General features: G+C 71.0%; 14 protein-coding genes. 5 read left to right on the forward strand and 9 right to left on the reverse strand.

Annotation, left to right across the window (positions count from 1 at the left end):
* Both E1288_RS25305 and folC read right to left on the reverse strand, forming a co-directional pair.
* Positions 1-483, reverse strand: a complete 483-nt coding sequence (locus E1288_RS25305) for a DUF4233 domain-containing protein (protein ID WP_207954548.1) — start codon at positions 481-483, stop codon at positions 1-3.
* A complete protein-coding gene (gene folC, locus E1288_RS25310; RefSeq protein ID WP_132489193.1) occupies positions 480-1,847 on the reverse strand; it encodes a bifunctional tetrahydrofolate synthase/dihydrofolate synthase in 1,368 nt (455 codons plus the stop codon). Before folC ends, E1288_RS25305 begins: the two co-directional genes overlap by 4 nt.
* A gap of 333 nt (positions 1,848-2,180) precedes the next feature.
* Between folC and E1288_RS48960 the strand changes: the two genes are divergently transcribed.
* Positions 2,181-2,375 (forward strand): SIP domain-containing protein, encoded by a 195-nt coding sequence (locus E1288_RS48960; RefSeq protein WP_235883788.1) that lies wholly within the window; start codon positions 2,181-2,183, stop codon positions 2,373-2,375.
* Between the two features lie 114 nt (positions 2,376-2,489).
* Here the strand turns inward: E1288_RS48960 and E1288_RS25320 are convergent, their stop codons facing one another.
* A complete protein-coding gene (locus tag E1288_RS25320; RefSeq protein WP_132489195.1) occupies positions 2,490-5,117 on the reverse strand; it encodes a valine--tRNA ligase in 2,628 nt (875 codons plus the stop codon).
* A 126-nt stretch (positions 5,118-5,243) separates the two neighbouring features.
* Here E1288_RS25320 and E1288_RS25325 point away from each other — a divergent pair, with 126 nt between their 5' ends.
* On the forward strand, positions 5,244-7,541 hold the full coding sequence (locus E1288_RS25325) for an FdhF/YdeP family oxidoreductase (protein WP_132489197.1): 2,298 nt from the start codon (positions 5,244-5,246) through the stop codon (positions 7,539-7,541).
* Positions 7,542-7,586: 45 nt separating this feature from the next.
* Here E1288_RS25325 and E1288_RS25330 read toward each other — a convergent pair whose 3' ends face one another.
* From E1288_RS25330 to E1288_RS25340, 3 genes are all read right to left on the reverse strand, one after another.
* Positions 7,587-8,192: a YwqG family protein gene (locus tag E1288_RS25330; protein WP_132489199.1), complete on the reverse strand. Its 606-nt coding sequence runs from the start codon at positions 8,190-8,192 to the stop codon at positions 7,587-7,589.
* Positions 8,193-8,286: 94 nt separating this feature from the next.
* A complete protein-coding gene (locus tag E1288_RS25335; protein WP_132489201.1) occupies positions 8,287-9,072 on the reverse strand; it encodes an SDR family NAD(P)-dependent oxidoreductase in 786 nt (261 codons plus the stop codon).
* Between the two features lie 9 nt (positions 9,073-9,081).
* A complete protein-coding gene (locus E1288_RS25340; RefSeq protein ID WP_132489245.1) occupies positions 9,082-10,140 on the reverse strand; it encodes an SDR family oxidoreductase in 1,059 nt (352 codons plus the stop codon).
* Positions 10,141-10,211: 71 nt separating this feature from the next.
* Here E1288_RS25340 and E1288_RS25345 point away from each other — a divergent pair, with 71 nt between their 5' ends.
* Entirely contained in the window at positions 10,212-11,138 is a 927-nt protein-coding gene (locus E1288_RS25345; protein ID WP_132489203.1) for a LysR family transcriptional regulator, read from the forward strand.
* Between the two features lie 106 nt (positions 11,139-11,244).
* Here E1288_RS25345 and E1288_RS50720 read toward each other — a convergent pair whose 3' ends face one another.
* Both E1288_RS50720 and E1288_RS25350 read right to left on the reverse strand, forming a co-directional pair.
* The gene (locus E1288_RS50720; protein ID WP_456320510.1) at positions 11,245-11,352 is read right to left on the reverse strand and encodes an MFS transporter small subunit; all 108 of its coding nucleotides are present in this window, start codon (positions 11,350-11,352) and stop codon (positions 11,245-11,247) included.
* Positions 11,349-12,686, reverse strand: a complete 1,338-nt coding sequence (locus E1288_RS25350) for an OFA family MFS transporter (RefSeq protein ID WP_132489205.1) — start codon at positions 12,684-12,686, stop codon at positions 11,349-11,351. The genes E1288_RS50720 and E1288_RS25350 overlap by 4 nt, the downstream gene beginning before the upstream one ends.
* Before the next feature lie 105 nt (positions 12,687-12,791).
* Here E1288_RS25350 and fdhD point away from each other — a divergent pair, with 105 nt between their 5' ends.
* Positions 12,792-13,628, forward strand: coding sequence for a formate dehydrogenase accessory sulfurtransferase FdhD (fdhD, locus tag E1288_RS25355; protein WP_132489207.1), 837 nt, complete (start codon positions 12,792-12,794; stop codon positions 13,626-13,628).
* A gap of 74 nt (positions 13,629-13,702) precedes the next feature.
* Positions 13,703-14,578 (forward strand): alpha/beta hydrolase, encoded by an 876-nt coding sequence (locus E1288_RS25360; RefSeq protein ID WP_132489209.1) that lies wholly within the window; start codon positions 13,703-13,705, stop codon positions 14,576-14,578.
* 7 nt (positions 14,579-14,585) lie between these two features.
* Here the strand turns inward: E1288_RS25360 and E1288_RS25365 are convergent, their stop codons facing one another.
* Positions 14,586-15,224, reverse strand: a complete 639-nt coding sequence (locus tag E1288_RS25365; protein ID WP_132489211.1) for an RBBP9/YdeN family alpha/beta hydrolase — start codon at positions 15,222-15,224, stop codon at positions 14,586-14,588.
* Positions 15,225-15,278 lie beyond the last annotated feature (54 nt).

Consider the following 15,278-nt stretch of genomic DNA (forward strand, 5'->3'; position numbering starts at 1 on the left):
TCAGTCGGTCTGCTCGGGCGGGTAGCCCGGCGGGTGGCCGAGCTGGTCGTAGAGCTGGCCTTCGCGCATGCGCCGGGCGACGTCGTGGCGCAGGTACAGCATGTAGGCCCAGACCGCGGCGAACACCGCGCCCATGATCCCGACCGCCGGGTGCACGAAGAAGCAGAGCACCATCGCGACCTGCAGGGCCAGCGCGACGCCGAGGCCCCACGGGCGGCGCTGCACGAACGCCGCCGCCAGCATCAGCACCGACAGCACCGCCACGATGGTGAAGCCGATGCTGGAGACGCCGCTGCCGAGCTTCCAGACCACCGGCAGCGCGAGCATGAACGCGATGAACTCCAGCACCAGCGTGCCCGCCATGATCCCGCGCAGGCCCTTCCACGGGTCGCGCACGCCGGGCGGCGCCTCGGGCAGGCCCTTGTCCGGTTCGGGATTCGGCTGATCGGTCACGACGGCTCCAGTGTCTTGCGGTTCGCTCACGCGGGCTCCTTGCCGAACAGGGCGCGCGCCTCGCCGGCGGTCACCACGGACCCGGTGATCACGACGCCGCCCCCGGAAACCGATTCGCCGGGCTCATCGGTCTCCTCGGCCAGCTGGATCGCGGTCTCCACCGCGTTGTCCAGCCTGGGCTCCACCACGATCCGGTCCGGACCGAAGATGTCCTTGGCCACGCCCGCCAGCTCGTCCGGGTCCATCGCCCGCGGCGAGGAGTTCGTGGTCAAAACGATCTCCTCGACCACCGGTTCCAGCTCGGTGAGGATGCCGCGCGCGTCCTTGTCGCCGAGCACGGCGACCACCGCGACCAGCTTGCGGAAGGAGAACTCGGAGCTGAGCGCGTCGGCGAGGGCTCGTGCGCCGTGCGGGTTGTGGGCCGCGTCGACCAGCACCGTCGGCGCCGCGCGGACCCGCTCCAGGCGCCCGGGCGTCACGACGTTCGCGAACGCTTCGCGGACCCGCTCGACGTCGAGCTGCCGGTCGGCACCGGCACCGAAGAACGCTTCGACCGCCGCCAGCGCCAACACGGCGTTGCGCGCCTGGTGTTCTCCGTGCAACGGCAGGAAGATCTCGTCGTACACACCGCCCAGGCCCTGCAGCCGGAGCAGCTGACCGCCGACGGCGACGGTCCGCGAGAGGACCCCGAACTCCTGGCCCTCGCGGGCGACCGTGGCGTCCACCTCGGCGGCCCGCTCCATGATCACCTTCTGCGCCTCGGCGGGCTGCGCCGCGACCACCGCGATGGAGCCGGGCTTGATGATCCCGGCCTTCTCCCCGGCGATCGAGGCCAGGTCGGTGCCGAGGTAGTCGGCGTGGTCGAGCGCGACCGGGCAGACGACCGCGATCTTCGCGTCGGCGACGTTGGTGGCGTCCCAGCTGCCGCCCAGGCCGACCTCGATCACCGCCGCCTCCACCGGGGCGTCGGCGAAGGCCGCGAACGCCATCCCGGTGAGCACCTCGAACTTGCTCATCCGGACGTCGCTGCGGGAGTCCACGATGGACACGTACGGCGCGACGTCGCGGTAGGCCTCGACATAGCCCTCGGGGCTGATCGGCGCGCCGTCGATGCTGATGCGCTCGGTGGCCAGCTGCAGGTGCGGGCTGGTGTAGCGGCCGGTGCGCAGCCCGAGGCCGCTCAGCAGCGCGTCCGTGATGCGCGACGTCGACGACTTGCCGTTGGTGCCGGAGATGTGCACGACCGGATAGCTGTGCTGCGGGTCGGCGAGCAGCTCGGTGAGCGCCCGGATCCGGTCGAGCGATGGTTCGATCTTGGTTTCCGGCCAGCGTTCGTTGAGCTCGGCCTCCACCACGCGCAGTTCCTGCAGCGCGGCGGGATCAGTGCCGGACAAGTGCTCACTCCCCTGCGAACGGCGAAACGACGAGGTCAGTCTACGTCTCGCCGGTTGGCCGACCGGCGAAGACCCGCTCCGCCGGCTCCCGGTTCCCGAAATCCGCGATCTTGACCCGCCGAACATCCAGCAAGGTTAGGTATAGCTAAGTTACAGAGGAGTTGAGCATGGCCCGAACCAACCTGGCCACGAGGCGGATCAAGCCGGAGCACAGCGAGCTGCTCACCCTGCGGGTCATCCGCCGGGAGCGGGTCTCGCCGCACTTCGCGCGCGTCACGCTGGGCCGCGGCGACGCCGAGCGGTTCCGCTACATGGGCTTCGACCAGTTGGTTGGTGCGGGACAACCCGGGCAACACCCCGGGGCGAGCGGCGCTGGCCGCGGCCGAGGCGTTGCCCGCGCCCGCCGAGAGCACCTACGGCTGGGTGGTCGGCGAGTCCGAGCTGGCCGCGGCACTGCGCCGGCACTGGGTCCGGTCGGGCCTGCCGAAGAGCAACATCATGTTCTGCGGCTACTGGCGAATGCCGTGACCGCGCACGCGTCCCGGAAAGGCGAAAGCGGCGATTTCGCGAGAAATCGCCGCTCCTCGTGCCTGCCGGGTGGCGATTTCGCGCGAAATCGCCACCCGGCGAGCTCGAAACCGGTCAGGCCCCCGGCAACGCGGCCAGGCGCGCGTTGATGCGGGCGATGTCGGCCTGCGCCGTCTCGCGGCGGGCCTTGATCTTTTCCACCACGTCGGCCGGGGCCTTGTCCAAGAACGCCGGGTTGTTCAGCTTCTTGTCGGTGCCCGCGAGCTCCTTCTCCGCCACGGCCAGGTCCTTGGCCAGCCGCTTGCGCTCGGCGGCCACGTCGACCGCGCCGGAGAGGTCCAGCTCCACCGACACGTTGCCGCCGGCCAACCCGACCTCGATCGACGCCGACGAGGTGAAACCGTCGGCCGGCTCGGTGACCCGAGCCAGCGACTGCACCGCGGGCACGTGGTCCGCCAGCCCCAGCTCCGCGATGCCGCCGAGCTTGGCCGCGACCCGCTGCCCCGGCTTGAGGCCCTGGTCGGACCGGAACCGCCGGATCTCGGTGATCAGCTTCTGCGCCGCCGCGATCCGCTCCGCGGCGGCGGGGTCGGCAACCGCCCCGGACGCCTTCGGCCAGTCCGCGATCACCACGGACTCGCGGCCGGTCAACGCGGTCCACAGGGTCTCGGTGATGAACGGGATCGTCGGGTGCAGCAGCCGCAGCAGCACGTCGAGGACGTACCCGAGCACCTCGCGGGTCCGCTCCGCCCGCTCGCCGTCCAGCTGGACCTTGGACAGCTCCAGGTACCAGTCGCAGAACTCGTCCCAGGTGAAGTGGTAGAGCGCCTCGGTCGCCTTGGCGAACTGGAAGTCCTCCAGCAGCTCGTCCACATCGGACACCAGCTGGTCGACGCGGTCCAGGATCCACCGGTCCGCGTCGGTGAGCTCGCCGCGGTCGGGCAGCCGCTCCGGCACCTTCGCGCCGTTCATCATCGCGAACTTGGTGGCGTTGAACAGCTTCGTGCAGAAGCTGCGGGACGCCGCCACCCATTCCTCGCTGATCGGCGAGTCGGTGCCGGGGTTCGCGCCGCGGGCCAGGGTGAACCGCAGCGCGTCGGTGCCGTAGGTGTCCATCCACACGAGCGGATCGACGGTGTTGCCCGCGGACTTCGACATCTTCTTGCCGTGCGCGTCGCGGACCATGCCGTGCAGCGCGATCACCTTGAACGGTTCCACGCCGTCCATCGCGTAGAGGCCGAACATCATCATCCGGGCGACCCAGAAGAACAAGATGTCGTAGCCGGTGACCAGCACGCTGGTCGGGTAGAACTTCCGCAGGTCCGCGGTGTCCGCCGGCCAGCCCATCGTGGAGAACGGCCACAGGCCCGAGGAGAACCAGGTGTCCAGCACGTCCTCGTCCTGGTGCCAACCCTCGCCCGACGGCGGCTCCTCGTCCGGCCCGACGCAGACGACCTCGCCGCCCGGCCCGTACCAGATCGGGATGCGGTGGCCCCACCACAGCTGCCGCGAGATCGCCCAGTCGTGCAGGTTGTCGACCCAGTCGAAGTAGCGCTTGGTCATCTCCGGCGGGTGCACCGCGACCCGGCCGTCGCGCACCGCGTCGCCGGCGGCCTTGGCCAGCGGGCCGACCTTGACGAACCACTGCAGCGACAGCCGCGGCTCGATCGGCTCCTTCGACCGCGAGCTGTGCCCGACGCTGTGCAGGTACGGGCGCTTCTCCGCGACGATGCGGCTCTGCTCGCGCAGCGCCTCGCGGACGGCGGCGCGGGCCTCGAAGCGGTCCATGCCGTCGAACTGCGTGCCGGTGTGGGCGATCCGGCCCTGCTCGTCCATGATCGTCAGCATCGGCAGGTCGTGCCGCTTGCCGATCTCGAAGTCGTTCGGGTCGTGCGCCGGGGTGACCTTGACGGCGCCGGTGCCGAACTCCGGGTCCACGTGCTCGTCGGCCACGATCGGGATCTTGCGCCCGGTCAGCGGCAGTTCGATCTCGGTGCCGACGAGGTGCTTGTAGCGCGCGTCGTCGGGGTGGACCGCGACGGCGGTGTCGCCGAGCATCGTCTCGATCCGGGTCGTGGCGACCACGATCGCGTCGTCGCCGTCGCCGTAGCGCATGGAGACGAGCTCGCCCTCGACCTCCTTGTGCTCCACCTCGATGTCGGAGATCGCCGAGCGCATCTGCGGCGACCAGTTGACCAGTCGCTCGGCCCGGTAGATCAGCCCGTCGTCGTAGAGCTTCTTGAAGATCGTCTGCACCGCGCGGGAAAGCCCGGCGTCCATGGTGAAGCGCTCGCGGGTCCAGTCCACGCTGTCGCCGAGGCGGCGCATCTGGGACAGGATCGCCCCGCCGTGCTTCTCCTTCCACTGCCACACGCGCTCCAGGAACGCCTCGCGGCCCAGTTCGCGGTGGTCGACGCCCTCCTCGCGGAGCTGCCGCTCGACCAGCGCCTGCACCGCGATGCTCGCGTGGTCCATGCCCGGCAGCCACAGCGCCTCGTAGCCCTGCATCCGGCGACGCCGGGTGAGGATGTCCATCAGGGTGTGCTCGAAGGCGTGCCCGATGTGCAGGCTGCCGGTGACGTTCGGCGGCGGGATGACGATCGAGAACGGCGGCTTGTCGCTGTTCGCGTCGGCGGTGAAGTACTCGGCGGCTACCCAGCGCTCGTACAGCTCGGCCTCTACGTCGGCCGGATTCCAGGTCGACGGAAGTTCACGTTGCTGAGCGTCATGGGTCTGTGTCACGCACCGGATTCTACGAGTGCCTGTTCAGCGCGTTTTCCGGGCATTGGGGTGCGCGTCGACCAGCGCGGTTGTGACTCCCACCACCCCGCCCGTGCTCGCCTGCGCGCCGTGGCGCACGCTAGGCGCATGTCGCGTGGAGCGCCCGAACAGGACATCGACGAGAACGGCCTCCGAGTCGGTCCGCCCGGCCACGCCGCGGCGGGGGTGAAGGGCGTTCTGGTCTCGCTGCAGCGCAGCTGGGAGCAGATGGGCCTGACCCGCACCGTGCGGACGTTGCCGCTGCTGAACCAGCGCGCGGGCTTCGACTGCCCCGGGTGCGCGTGGCCGGACCCGCGCGAGGCCGAGGGCGACAAGCGGAAGCTCGCCGAGTTCTGCGAGAACGGCGCGAAGGCGGTCGCCGAGGAGGCGACGACGCGGCGGGTCGGGCCGGAGTTCTTCGCCCGCCACCCGGTCGCGGAGCTCGCCGAGAAGACCGACTACTGGCTCGGCCAGCAGGGCAGGCTGACGCAGCCGGTGATCCTGCGCGACGGCGACAGCCACTACCGGCCGATCGGCTGGGGCGAGGCGTTCGAGGTGATCGCGGCGGGCCTGCGCGGGCTGGCCTCGCCCGACGAAGCGGCCTTCTACACCTCGGGCCGCACCAGCAACGAAGCGGCGTTCCTCTACCAGCTGCTGGTGCGCAGCTTCGGCACGAACAATCTGCCGGACTGCTCCAACATGTGCCACGAGTCGTCCGGGTCGGCGCTGACCGAGACCATCGGCATCGGCAAGGGCTCGGTGTCGCTGTCCGATGTGGAGCACGCGGACCTGGTGCTGGTGGTGGGCCAGAACCCGGGCACCAACCACCCGCGGATGCTGTCGTCGCTGGAGAAGGTCAAGCAGCGCGGTGGGCGGATCATCGCCGTGAACCCGCTGCCGGAGACCGGGCTGATGCGGTTCAAGAACCCGCAGAACGTGCGCGGCGTGGTCGGCGACGGCACCCAGCTGGCCGACGAGTTCGCGCAGATCCGCATCGGCGGCGACCTGGCGCTGTTCAAGGCCCTCAACGCGCTGGTGCTCAAGGCGGGCGCGGTGGACCAGGAGTTCATCGACGCGCACGCGCACGGCTTCGACGAGTTCGCCGCCCAGGCCCGGGAGGTCGACTGGGAGGCCACCGCCGAGGCGACCGGGCTGGACCGCGAGCAGATCGAGCGGATCGCCGAGATGCTGATCTCCTCGCAGCGCACGGTGGCCTGCTGGGCGATGGGCCTGACCCAGCAGAAGCAGGGCGTCGCCACCATCCGCGAGATCGTCAACCTGCTGCTGCTGCGCGGGATGATCGGCAAGCCGGGCGCCGGTGTGTGCCCGGTGCGCGGCCACTCCAACGTGCAAGGCGACCGGACGATGGGCATCTGGGAGAAGATGCCGGAGCAGTTCCTGGCCGCCCTGGAGCGCGAATTCGGGGTGCCGGTGCCGCGGGAGCACGGCCTGGACACGGTGGACACCATCCGCGCCATGCAGGCCGGCCGGGTCAAGGCGTTCGTGGGGATGGGCGGCAACTTCGTCTCCGCGACGCCGGACACCGACGCGACCATCCGGGCGCTGCGCGGCTGCGAGCTGACGGTGCAGGTGTCCACGAAGCTCAACCGCTCGCACGTCGTCCCCGGCCGCACCGCGCTGATCCTGCCCACGCTCGGCCGCACCGAACGCGACGCGCAGGGCACCGGCGAGCAGTTCGTGACCGTCGAGGACTCGATGTCGGTGGTGCACGCCTCCCGCGGGCGGCTCGCGCCTGCATCCGAGCACCTGCTCTCCGAGGTCGCGATCATCTGCCGGCTGGCGCGCGAGCTGCTCGGCCCGGACCACCCGGTGCGCTGGGAGTCCTTCGAGCGCGACTACGACGTGGTCCGGGATCACATCGCGCAGGTGGTGCCCGGCTGCGAGGACTACAACCGGCGGGTCCGCGAACCGGACGGCTTCGTGCTGCCGCACCCGCCGCGCGACAGCCGCACGTTCCCGACGGCGACGGGCAAGGCGAACTTCACGGTGAACGTCCCGGAGCCGATCCGGGTGCCCGCGGGGCGGCTGCTGCTGCAGACGATGCGCAGCCACGACCAGTACAACACCACGATCTACGGGCTCTCGGACCGCTACCGCGGCATCGAGGACGGCCGCCGCGTGGTGCTGGTCAACGGCGAGGACATCGCGGAACTCGGCTTCGCGGCGGGAGATCTGGTGAACGTGATCTCGGAGTGGACGGCGCCGGACGGCTCGGTCGAGGAGCGCCGCGCGGAGCGCTTCCGGATCGTCGCCTATCCGACCGCCCGGGGCTGCGCGGCGGCTTACTACCCGGAAGCCAACCCGTTGGTGCCGCTGAACTCGGTGGCGGAGAAGTCCAACACGCCGGTCTCCAAGGCGGTCGTCATCCGCCTCGAACGAGCCTGATGGGCTCGTGGGTGGCCCTCCCGGCGGGAGAGCCACCCACGAGAACTAGCCGCACTGCCAGAGGAAGCGGCCCTGGCCGGTCTTCTCGTCGATGAAGGCGTAGGCGACGCCCGCGTCGCCGAGGTTCATGTCGAACGGTTCGTCCGCGCTGTCCAGCTGCGCCACGAACCGCCAGGTGCCGGGTTCGTCCGGCCACTCCTCGCCCTGCAGCCAGACCGGTTCGCCCCACAGCCGGCTGCGCAGGTCGTCGTCCTGGTCGTCCACCGCATCCGGGTCGTGCGGGGCCAGTTCCGCGTGGTGGTCCGGGCCGAACGTCGGGCCTCGGCGGATGCTGGCCACCTGGTAGAACTCCGCCGGCTCGCCGGGCTGGGCGAAGAAGGCGTTCTCGCCGGCAGTCGAGTCGTAGGTGCCGTCGACGAACTCGTCGGAACCGTCCTCGGTCATGAACAGGTAGCCGAGCCGGACTTCCTCGCCCGGCAGGCGGATCTGGCCGATGAACCGCATCGGGCGGCCGGTGTCGGCGGACAGCGGCCAGGTCGGGTCGGCCAGCCACACCGGCTGGCCGCCGAACTTCGTGATCGGTTCGGTGATCGGTTCCGACGCCTCCACGAAGCGCAGGTTCTGCCGTTCGAGCGGAGTGCTGGTGGCCATCGCGTTCCTCACTGTGCGGGGTGCCTCGCCGACGGTAGCGCCACCGGCCGTCGGCGCGGGACCGATCGCCCCGAAACCACCGCGCACGCCGGTGTCACAGCTGGCGGAGGGCTCCGCCGTCGACCGCCCACTCCGCGCCGGTCACCTGGGCCGCCAGCGGGGACAGCAGGTACGCGATCACCCGGGCCACGTCGTCCGGGGTTCCCAGGCGCCCCGTCGGCAGGCCGCGGACGTCCCGCACGAAGTGCTCCACCGCCTCCTCCACCGGCAGGCCGAACCGGTCCGCCAGCTGCGCCGCGAAGCCACCCGGCGCGTCCCACAGCCAGGTCCGGGTCGGGCCCGGCGCAACGACGTTGGAGCGCACACCGCGCGGGCCGAACTCGATCGCCAGCGCCTTGGACACCGACAGCATCGCGGTCTTCGAGGCCGCGTAATCGATCAGCGGAACGTCCGTCAGGCGCGCCGCCTCGCTGGTCACGTGCACCACGCTGCCCGCGCCCTGCGCCAGCATCGCGGGCAGCGCCGACCGGGTCATGCGGATCGCCGAGTGGAAGTTCAGCTCGAAGGTCCGCTTCCACTCCTCGTCGGCGACGTCCAGGAAGCCGGTGCGCGACCGCAGCCCGCCCACGTTGTTCACCAGCCCGTCCAGGCGGCCGTGCCGCTCCAGCGCGGTCGCCACGACCCGCTCGGCGGCGTCCGGGTCGGTGATGTCCGCCGCCACCGCGCTGATCCCGCTGCCGAGCGCGCAGATGCCGTGCGGTTCGCGCGCCACCCCGACGACTTTCGCGCCCTCCGCCGCCAGCAGGCGGACGGTCGCCTCGCCGATGCCCGCGGAGGCACCGGTCACCACGAAGACCTTGTCGGCCAGTTGCAGATCCATCAGGACTCCTCAGGGAATGACGCGGCGGGCGCGCAGGTCGTCGAAGATCTCCAGGAACATCGCCTCGGTGTCGACGAACTCGTGGAACCCGAACCGGCGGGCCTTGGATCCGTCGGCGAACATGTCGTAGTCCCAGGAGAAGACGAAGTCGCCGAACCCCCAGGACGAAACCTCCTGGTACGCGTGCGGTTCCAGGCCGTGCTCGGCGACCATCTGCTGCCACAGCCCGGCCTTGTCGGCCATCACGTCGCTCAGCGACATCGGCAGCGGGTCGGCGACCTCCAGGCCGAAGTGCGCGGCGATCTTCGGCCACAGCTCCCGCCAGCGGAACAGATCGCCGTTGTTGATGTTGAACGCCTGGTTTTCCGCCCGCTCCGAGATGGCGGCCCAGACCGTCGCCTTCGCCAGCAGGCCGGCGTCGGTCATCTCCAGCAGCGAGTCGTAGGCGCCGGGCTTGCCGGGGAACCGCAGCGGCAGGCCGAGTTCCTTCGAGATCGCCGCGTAGACCGCGATCACCATCGCCAGGTTCATCGGGTTGCCGAGCGCGAATCCGGCCACCACCGACGGGCGCAGGGCCGTCCAGGTCCAGGCCTTGCCGCGCTGGCGCTGTTCCAGGAACTGCTGCTGGGAGGCCATGAACTCGGGCGGCATCGGGCGGGCGTCGGTCTCGCGGGCCGGCGTCTTGAACGGCCCGAGGTGCGCGCCGTAGACCTTGTAGCCCTGCATGAGGCTGACGTGCCGGAGGCCGGGCGCGACGGCTTCGACCGCGTCGACGACGTTGGTCAGCATCGCCATGTTCGGCGGGACGAGTTCGGCCCAGGTCGGGCGGTCCTGGTAGGCCGCGTAGAACACGTGCGTGACGCCGGTGAGCTCGCGCAGCTTCGCCCGGGTGTCCTCCGGGTCGAGCAGGTCGACGGCCACGTACCGGACCCGCTCGGTGTTCTCGCCGCCGCGCCGGGACAGCCCGATCACGTCCCAATCGGGCAGCGTGGCCAGGTGCTCGACGAGGTTGCGGCCGATGACCCCGTTGGCCCCCACGACCAGGGCGACCTTGGTGTTGTGCTCCATGCCGACAACACTCGTCGCCATCGAACCATAAATCCAAGGCTTGTTCTTTCTGCCAGTGATAAGTTCTGTTCATGCCAACGCTGCGGCAGTTCGAGTACCTGGTCACGGTGGTGGCGGAGGGGTCGTTCACCCGCGCCGCGGAGCTCCTGCACGTCACCCAGCCCGCGCTGTCGCACCAGGTGCGCGCGCTGGAGCGGGAGGTCGGTGGCCCGCTGCTGGAGCGCCTGCCGCGCGCGGTGCGGCTGACGCCGATGGGCCGCGCGATGCTGCCGCACGCCCGCGCGGCGCTCGCCGACGCCGAACGCGCCCGGCTGGCGGCCCGGCAGGCATGCGGGCTGGAGAGCGGCGAACTGCAGCTCGCGACGGTCTACTCGATCAGCCTCGGCGTGCTGCCGCCGGTGCTGCGCGCCTGGCGCCGCGAGCACGCGGGTGTCCACATCAGACTCTTCGAGCACCGGCACACCGACGAGCTCCGCGCCGCGATGACGGCCGGGCAGGCCGATCTCGCGGTGGGGCCGCCACCGTCCGATTGGGACGGTCCTGTGCACACCTTGGGAGTGGAGGAGTTCGTCGTCGTGCTGCCGACGGATGATCCGGTCGTCGGCGAGGGCGCGACTCGCATCGAGCTCGGGGCGCTCGCCGACCGTGGATGGGTGCACTACAGCCCGGAGAACGGGCTCTCCGACGTGCTCGAACAGGCCTGCGCCGGCGCCAGCTTCCAGGCGCGGGCCGCGATCCGCACCGAGCAGACCGCAGCGGCCCCCATGCTCGCCGCCGCCGGGCTGGGCCCCGCGCTGGTTCCGGCGAACATCATCCCGCCCCGCTTCGACGGCGCGCTGCTGCGCCCCGACCCGCCCGTGCACCGGACCCTGACCGCCTACACGCGCAGCGGCCCGGACCCGCTCACGTCGGCCTTCGTCGACACCCTCGCCCGCAAGGCCGCGGTCCTCCCCGACCACGTCCGCCGCCGCCTCACATCCGCGAAAAATGGCTCCTGACCAAGGGAAACACCGGCCCGTAGCGCGTCGGGGTCTCCCCACCGTCGAGGATCGGCCGCGATGCGCTACGCCCTCTACCTCCCGCCCTTCGGCGAGCTCGACCGCGTTAGCCAGTGAAGAGCTGGGTGACTTTCTGGACGAGTTCGTAGACGCCGTAGGCGAACGGCAGGCCGACCCACGCCCACGCGAGGACGAGCAGTGCTCGGCGGTTCATCGCGCACCTCCGGTGGCCGGTTCGTGGAACCTGGGATGGACCGGCCGCACCAGCTCGTTGGCCACGAACCCGACGACCAGCAGGCCGATCATGATGTACAGCGAAGTCGTGTACAGGTCCGGTCCGGTGGCGCCGGCCGCCTTGCGGACGTCGGCGATCGCGTTGACGATCAGCGGCCCCAGCACCCCGGCCACCGACCACGCCGTGAGCAGCCGGCCGTGGATCGCGCCCACCTGGAGGCCGCCGAACAGGTCCTTCAGATAGGCCGGCACCGTCGCGAAACCGCCGCCGTAGAACGACAGGATCAGCATCGCGCACAGCACGAACACCGGCACCCCGGTCGCGCCGAACAGCATGATGCCCAGGTACAGCAGCACCCCGCCGCCCAGGTAGAGCCGGTAGACGTTCTTGCGCCCGATGATGTCCGATGTGGACGACCAGACGAACCGCCCGGCCATGTTGGTCAGCGACAGCAGCGCGACGAACCCGGCCGCCGCGCCCGTCGCGACCGGCGTCGAGCTGTCCGCGAAGAAGCCGACGATCATCGGCGACGCCTTCTCCAGGATGCCGATCCCAGCGGTGACGTTGCAGCACAGGACCACCCACAGCAGCCAGAACTGCGGCGTGCGCATCGCGTTGCGGGCCGTCACGTTCGCCGTGGTGATCATCGGGCCTGCCGTCCGCTGCGGCATCCCGGCCGGCCGCCAGTCCGGCGGCGGCACCCGGACCAGCAGCACGCCCAGCGACATGAACACCGCGTAGGCCAACCCGTGCACCAGGAACGTCAGCGCGATCCCGGAACTGCCGCCGCCGAAGGACTCCAGCATCTGCGCGGACCACGGCGAGGCGATCAGCGCGCCGCCGCCGAAACCCATGATGGCGATGCCGGTCGCCATGCCCGGCCGGTCCGGGAACCACTTGATCAGCGTCGACACCGGCGAGATGTAGCCGATGCCGAGCCCGATCCCGCCGACGAACCCGTACCCGAACACCACCAGCCAGTACTGGCCGGTCGACACCCCGAGCGAGGAGAGCAGGAACCCGGCCGAGAACCAGGTCGCGGACACCGCCATCGCCCATCGCGGGCCGCGGCGCTCCACCAGCGTCCCGCCCAGCGCGGCGGACAGCCCGAGCATCACGATGGCCAGCTGGAACGGCAGCGCACTGAGCGTCCCGGACAGGCCGAGGGCGTCCTCCAGCGGCGGTTTGAAGACGCTCCACGCGTAGACCTGCCCGATCGACAGGTGCACCGCGAGCGCAGCGGGTGGGACCAGCCACCTGTTCCAGTCGCGAGGTGCGACGATTCTGTTGGGGGCGAGCAGGTCTGCGACCATGGGACCTCCCCGATGCGGCGTTGATCACAGCGCGGCTGAGCATACGGTGTACAAGGGCGTTCGGACGAGGACGATTTCGCCGATGCGGCCGGTAGGGAGGGCCCGATGGGACGCGTCACCGTGCGACGACCGGTGCTGAAGATCGCCGCCGACGGCAGCCGGAGCCGGCCGGACACGCTGGCCGCCGAGGAGCCGCTGGAGATCCGGGTCAACGGCGCGCCGCTCTCGGTCACCATGCGCACGCCCGGCCACGACGTCGAACTCGCGCACGGGTTCCTGCTGACCGAAGGCGTCATCCACGACAAGGCCCAGCTGTCCACGGCCCGCTACTGCGACAGCCCCGGCCCCGACGGCCGCAACACCTACAACGTGCTGGACATCCTGCTCGCCCCCGGCGTGCAGCCGCCGGACGCGTCCGTGACGCGCAACTTCTACACCACGTCGTCCTGCGGGGTGTGCGGCAAGGCCGCGCTGGACTCCGTCCGGCTCAGCACCCGGCACTCCCCCGCCGACGACCCGCTGACGCTGGACACCGACACCCTCACCGCACTCCCGGACCGGCTGCGGGCCGCACAGCGCGTCTTCGACACCACCGGCGGGCTCCACGCTGCGGGACTGTTCGACTCCGACGGCGGGCTGCTCGTGGTGCGCGAAGACGTCGGCAGGCACAACGCCGTCGACAAGGTCCTCGGCTGGGCCGTGCTGGCGGACCGGGTGCCGCTGACCGGCTGCGTGCTGCTGGTGTCCGGCCGGGCGTCGTTCGAACTCGTGCAGAAGGCCGCGATGGCCGGGGTGCCCGCGCTCGCCGCGGTGTCGGCGCCATCGTCGCTGGCCGTGGACCTCGCGGCCGAGCAGGGCATGACGCTGATCGGGTTCCTCCGCGGCCGCACCATGAACGTCTATACCGGAACCGAACGCATCGTGACGAAGGACATCGCCTGATTGCGTTCTACTCGGTTGGTGCCGGCGCACCCCGTTGGCACGATGAAAGCCGGACAGCGAAAACGGGAGGGCGCATGGGCGACGGTGAACCGCGCGGCCGCATGCTCGGCAGGCGCAGCGTCCTCGCCTCCGGCGTCGCCGGGCTGGCCGCGCTGAGCATCGGGCTGACCGCCGACCTCGACACCCGCCCGGCGGTGCAGTACATGGACGAGTCGAACGTGCTCGTCGAGCAGGTGCACTCGCAGGCCCGCAACTGCCCCGTCCACCTGGTCACGATGTTCCCGAAAGGCGTTGCGCGCGAAGGGCTTCCGGTCTGCCTGATGCTGCACGGCCGGTTCGGCGACGCGCGCAAATCCGCGGGCGGGCTGCCGACCTGGCTGTCCGACGCGGTGGCCGCGCGCCGCATCCCACCGTTCGCGTTCCTGGCCGTGGACGGCGGCGGGAACAGCTACTGGCACCGGTGGCCGGGCGACGACCCGATGTCGATGCTGCTCGACGAGGTGCCGCGCTGGCTCGCCGAACGCCGCCTCGGCGGCCCGAGCGGCCAGCCGTTCGCGGCGGCCGGCATCTCGATGGGCGGGTTCGGGGCACTGCTCTACGCCCGCCGCCGGCTCGAACAGGGCAATCCGCTGTCGGCCGCCGCCGTCGTCTCCCCCGCCCTGATCACCAGCTGGCGGGAGATGAGCAAGCGACGCGCCTTCGCCAACGAGGCCGAGTGGGCCGCGATGGACCCGCTCCGGCACATCGACGAGCTCGGCGACGTGCCGCTGGGCGTGTGGTGCGGCACCGAGGACCGGTTCATCGAGGGCACCCGCCGCTTCATCCGCGCGGCCCGGCCCGAGTACGCCTCGACCACCCCGGGCGGGCACAACAGCCGCTACTACCGGAAGGCCTTGCCGGAGGTCGTCGACTTCGTGGGCGGCCAGCTCGCCAGGTCGCGCAAGAAGTGAGGGCCGGTCACACCAGCCGCAGGCGGTCCTGGGACGGGCCCGCGGTGTAGGTGTCGGTGTCGAAGCGGTCGTTCAGCGGCACCGAGCCGTACAGGGCCCAGCGCAGCACCGAAGGCCAGGGGCCGTAGCCCGCGTCGGTGTTGAGGTGCTCGCCGTCGAGGATCACGTCCATCTCGACCTGCAGGTCCGCGGCCAGCGCGTGCGCCCGGTACATCGACAGGTACGGGTCGCCGGTGCCCACCACGAGCCGGGTGATCCCGGCGGCGCGGCGCAGTGCCGCGGCGTCCGTGGGATAGGGCGTGATGTCCTGGGCGTCGGGGTGCCGCCAGTCCAGGGCGGGCGGAGACACCAGCAGGACCCGGTCCGCGCGCCGGTCCCGCCCGGCGATCGTCGCGGCGTGGTGCAGCCACAACGCCACCCCGCAGGAATGCGCCGCCACGACGAGCTCGGCCTCCCGCGGCACGGCCTCCAGCCGCTCCCGCAGCACCGGCAGCCACCGGTCGAGCACCGGCCGGTCGGGATCGGGCAGGCTCGGCAGGTCCACCCGGACACCCTGGTCGCGGAGCTGCGCGGCGAGCCAATGCTGCCAGTGCCAGGGGCCGGAACCGGTCATCCCGTGAATCAGCAGGACATGCATCTCGCTCATGGCACCGTCCCCGGAATCGTTCGTCTGGTCGCAACCAATGATCATCTAACCGCG

The sequence above is a fragment of the Saccharopolyspora elongata genome (assembly GCF_004348985.1).
Taxonomy (GTDB): domain Bacteria; phylum Actinomycetota; class Actinomycetes; order Mycobacteriales; family Pseudonocardiaceae; genus Saccharopolyspora; species Saccharopolyspora elongata.

Bases quoted from the DNA above. Each gene is read 5' to 3' on its own strand.
- E1288_RS25335 (WP_132489201.1), bottom strand. From the start codon at position 9,072: ATGGATCTGCAACTGGCCGACAAGGTCTTCGTGGTGACCGGTGCCTCC.
- E1288_RS25365 (WP_132489211.1), bottom strand. From the start codon at position 15,224: ATGAGCGAGATGCATGTCCTGCTGATTCACGGGATGACCGGTTCCGGC.
- E1288_RS25340 (WP_132489245.1), bottom strand. From the start codon at position 10,140: ATGGAGCACAACACCAAGGTCGCCCTGGTCGTGGGGGCCAACGGGGTC.
- E1288_RS25350 (WP_132489205.1), bottom strand. From the start codon at position 12,686: ATGGTCGCAGACCTGCTCGCCCCCAACAGAATCGTCGCACCTCGCGAC.
- E1288_RS25330 (WP_132489199.1), bottom strand. From the start codon at position 8,192: ATGGCCACCAGCACTCCGCTCGAACGGCAGAACCTGCGCTTCGTGGAG.
- E1288_RS25360 (WP_132489209.1), top strand. From the start codon at position 13,703: ATGGGCGACGGTGAACCGCGCGGCCGCATGCTCGGCAGGCGCAGCGTC.
- fdhD (WP_132489207.1), top strand. From the start codon at position 12,792: ATGGGACGCGTCACCGTGCGACGACCGGTGCTGAAGATCGCCGCCGAC.
- E1288_RS50720 (WP_456320510.1), bottom strand. From the start codon at position 11,352: ATGAACCGCCGAGCACTGCTCGTCCTCGCGTGGGCGTGGGTCGGCCTG.
- E1288_RS25325 (WP_132489197.1), top strand. From the start codon at position 5,244: ATGTCGCGTGGAGCGCCCGAACAGGACATCGACGAGAACGGCCTCCGA.
- E1288_RS25345 (WP_132489203.1), top strand. From the start codon at position 10,212: ATGCCAACGCTGCGGCAGTTCGAGTACCTGGTCACGGTGGTGGCGGAG.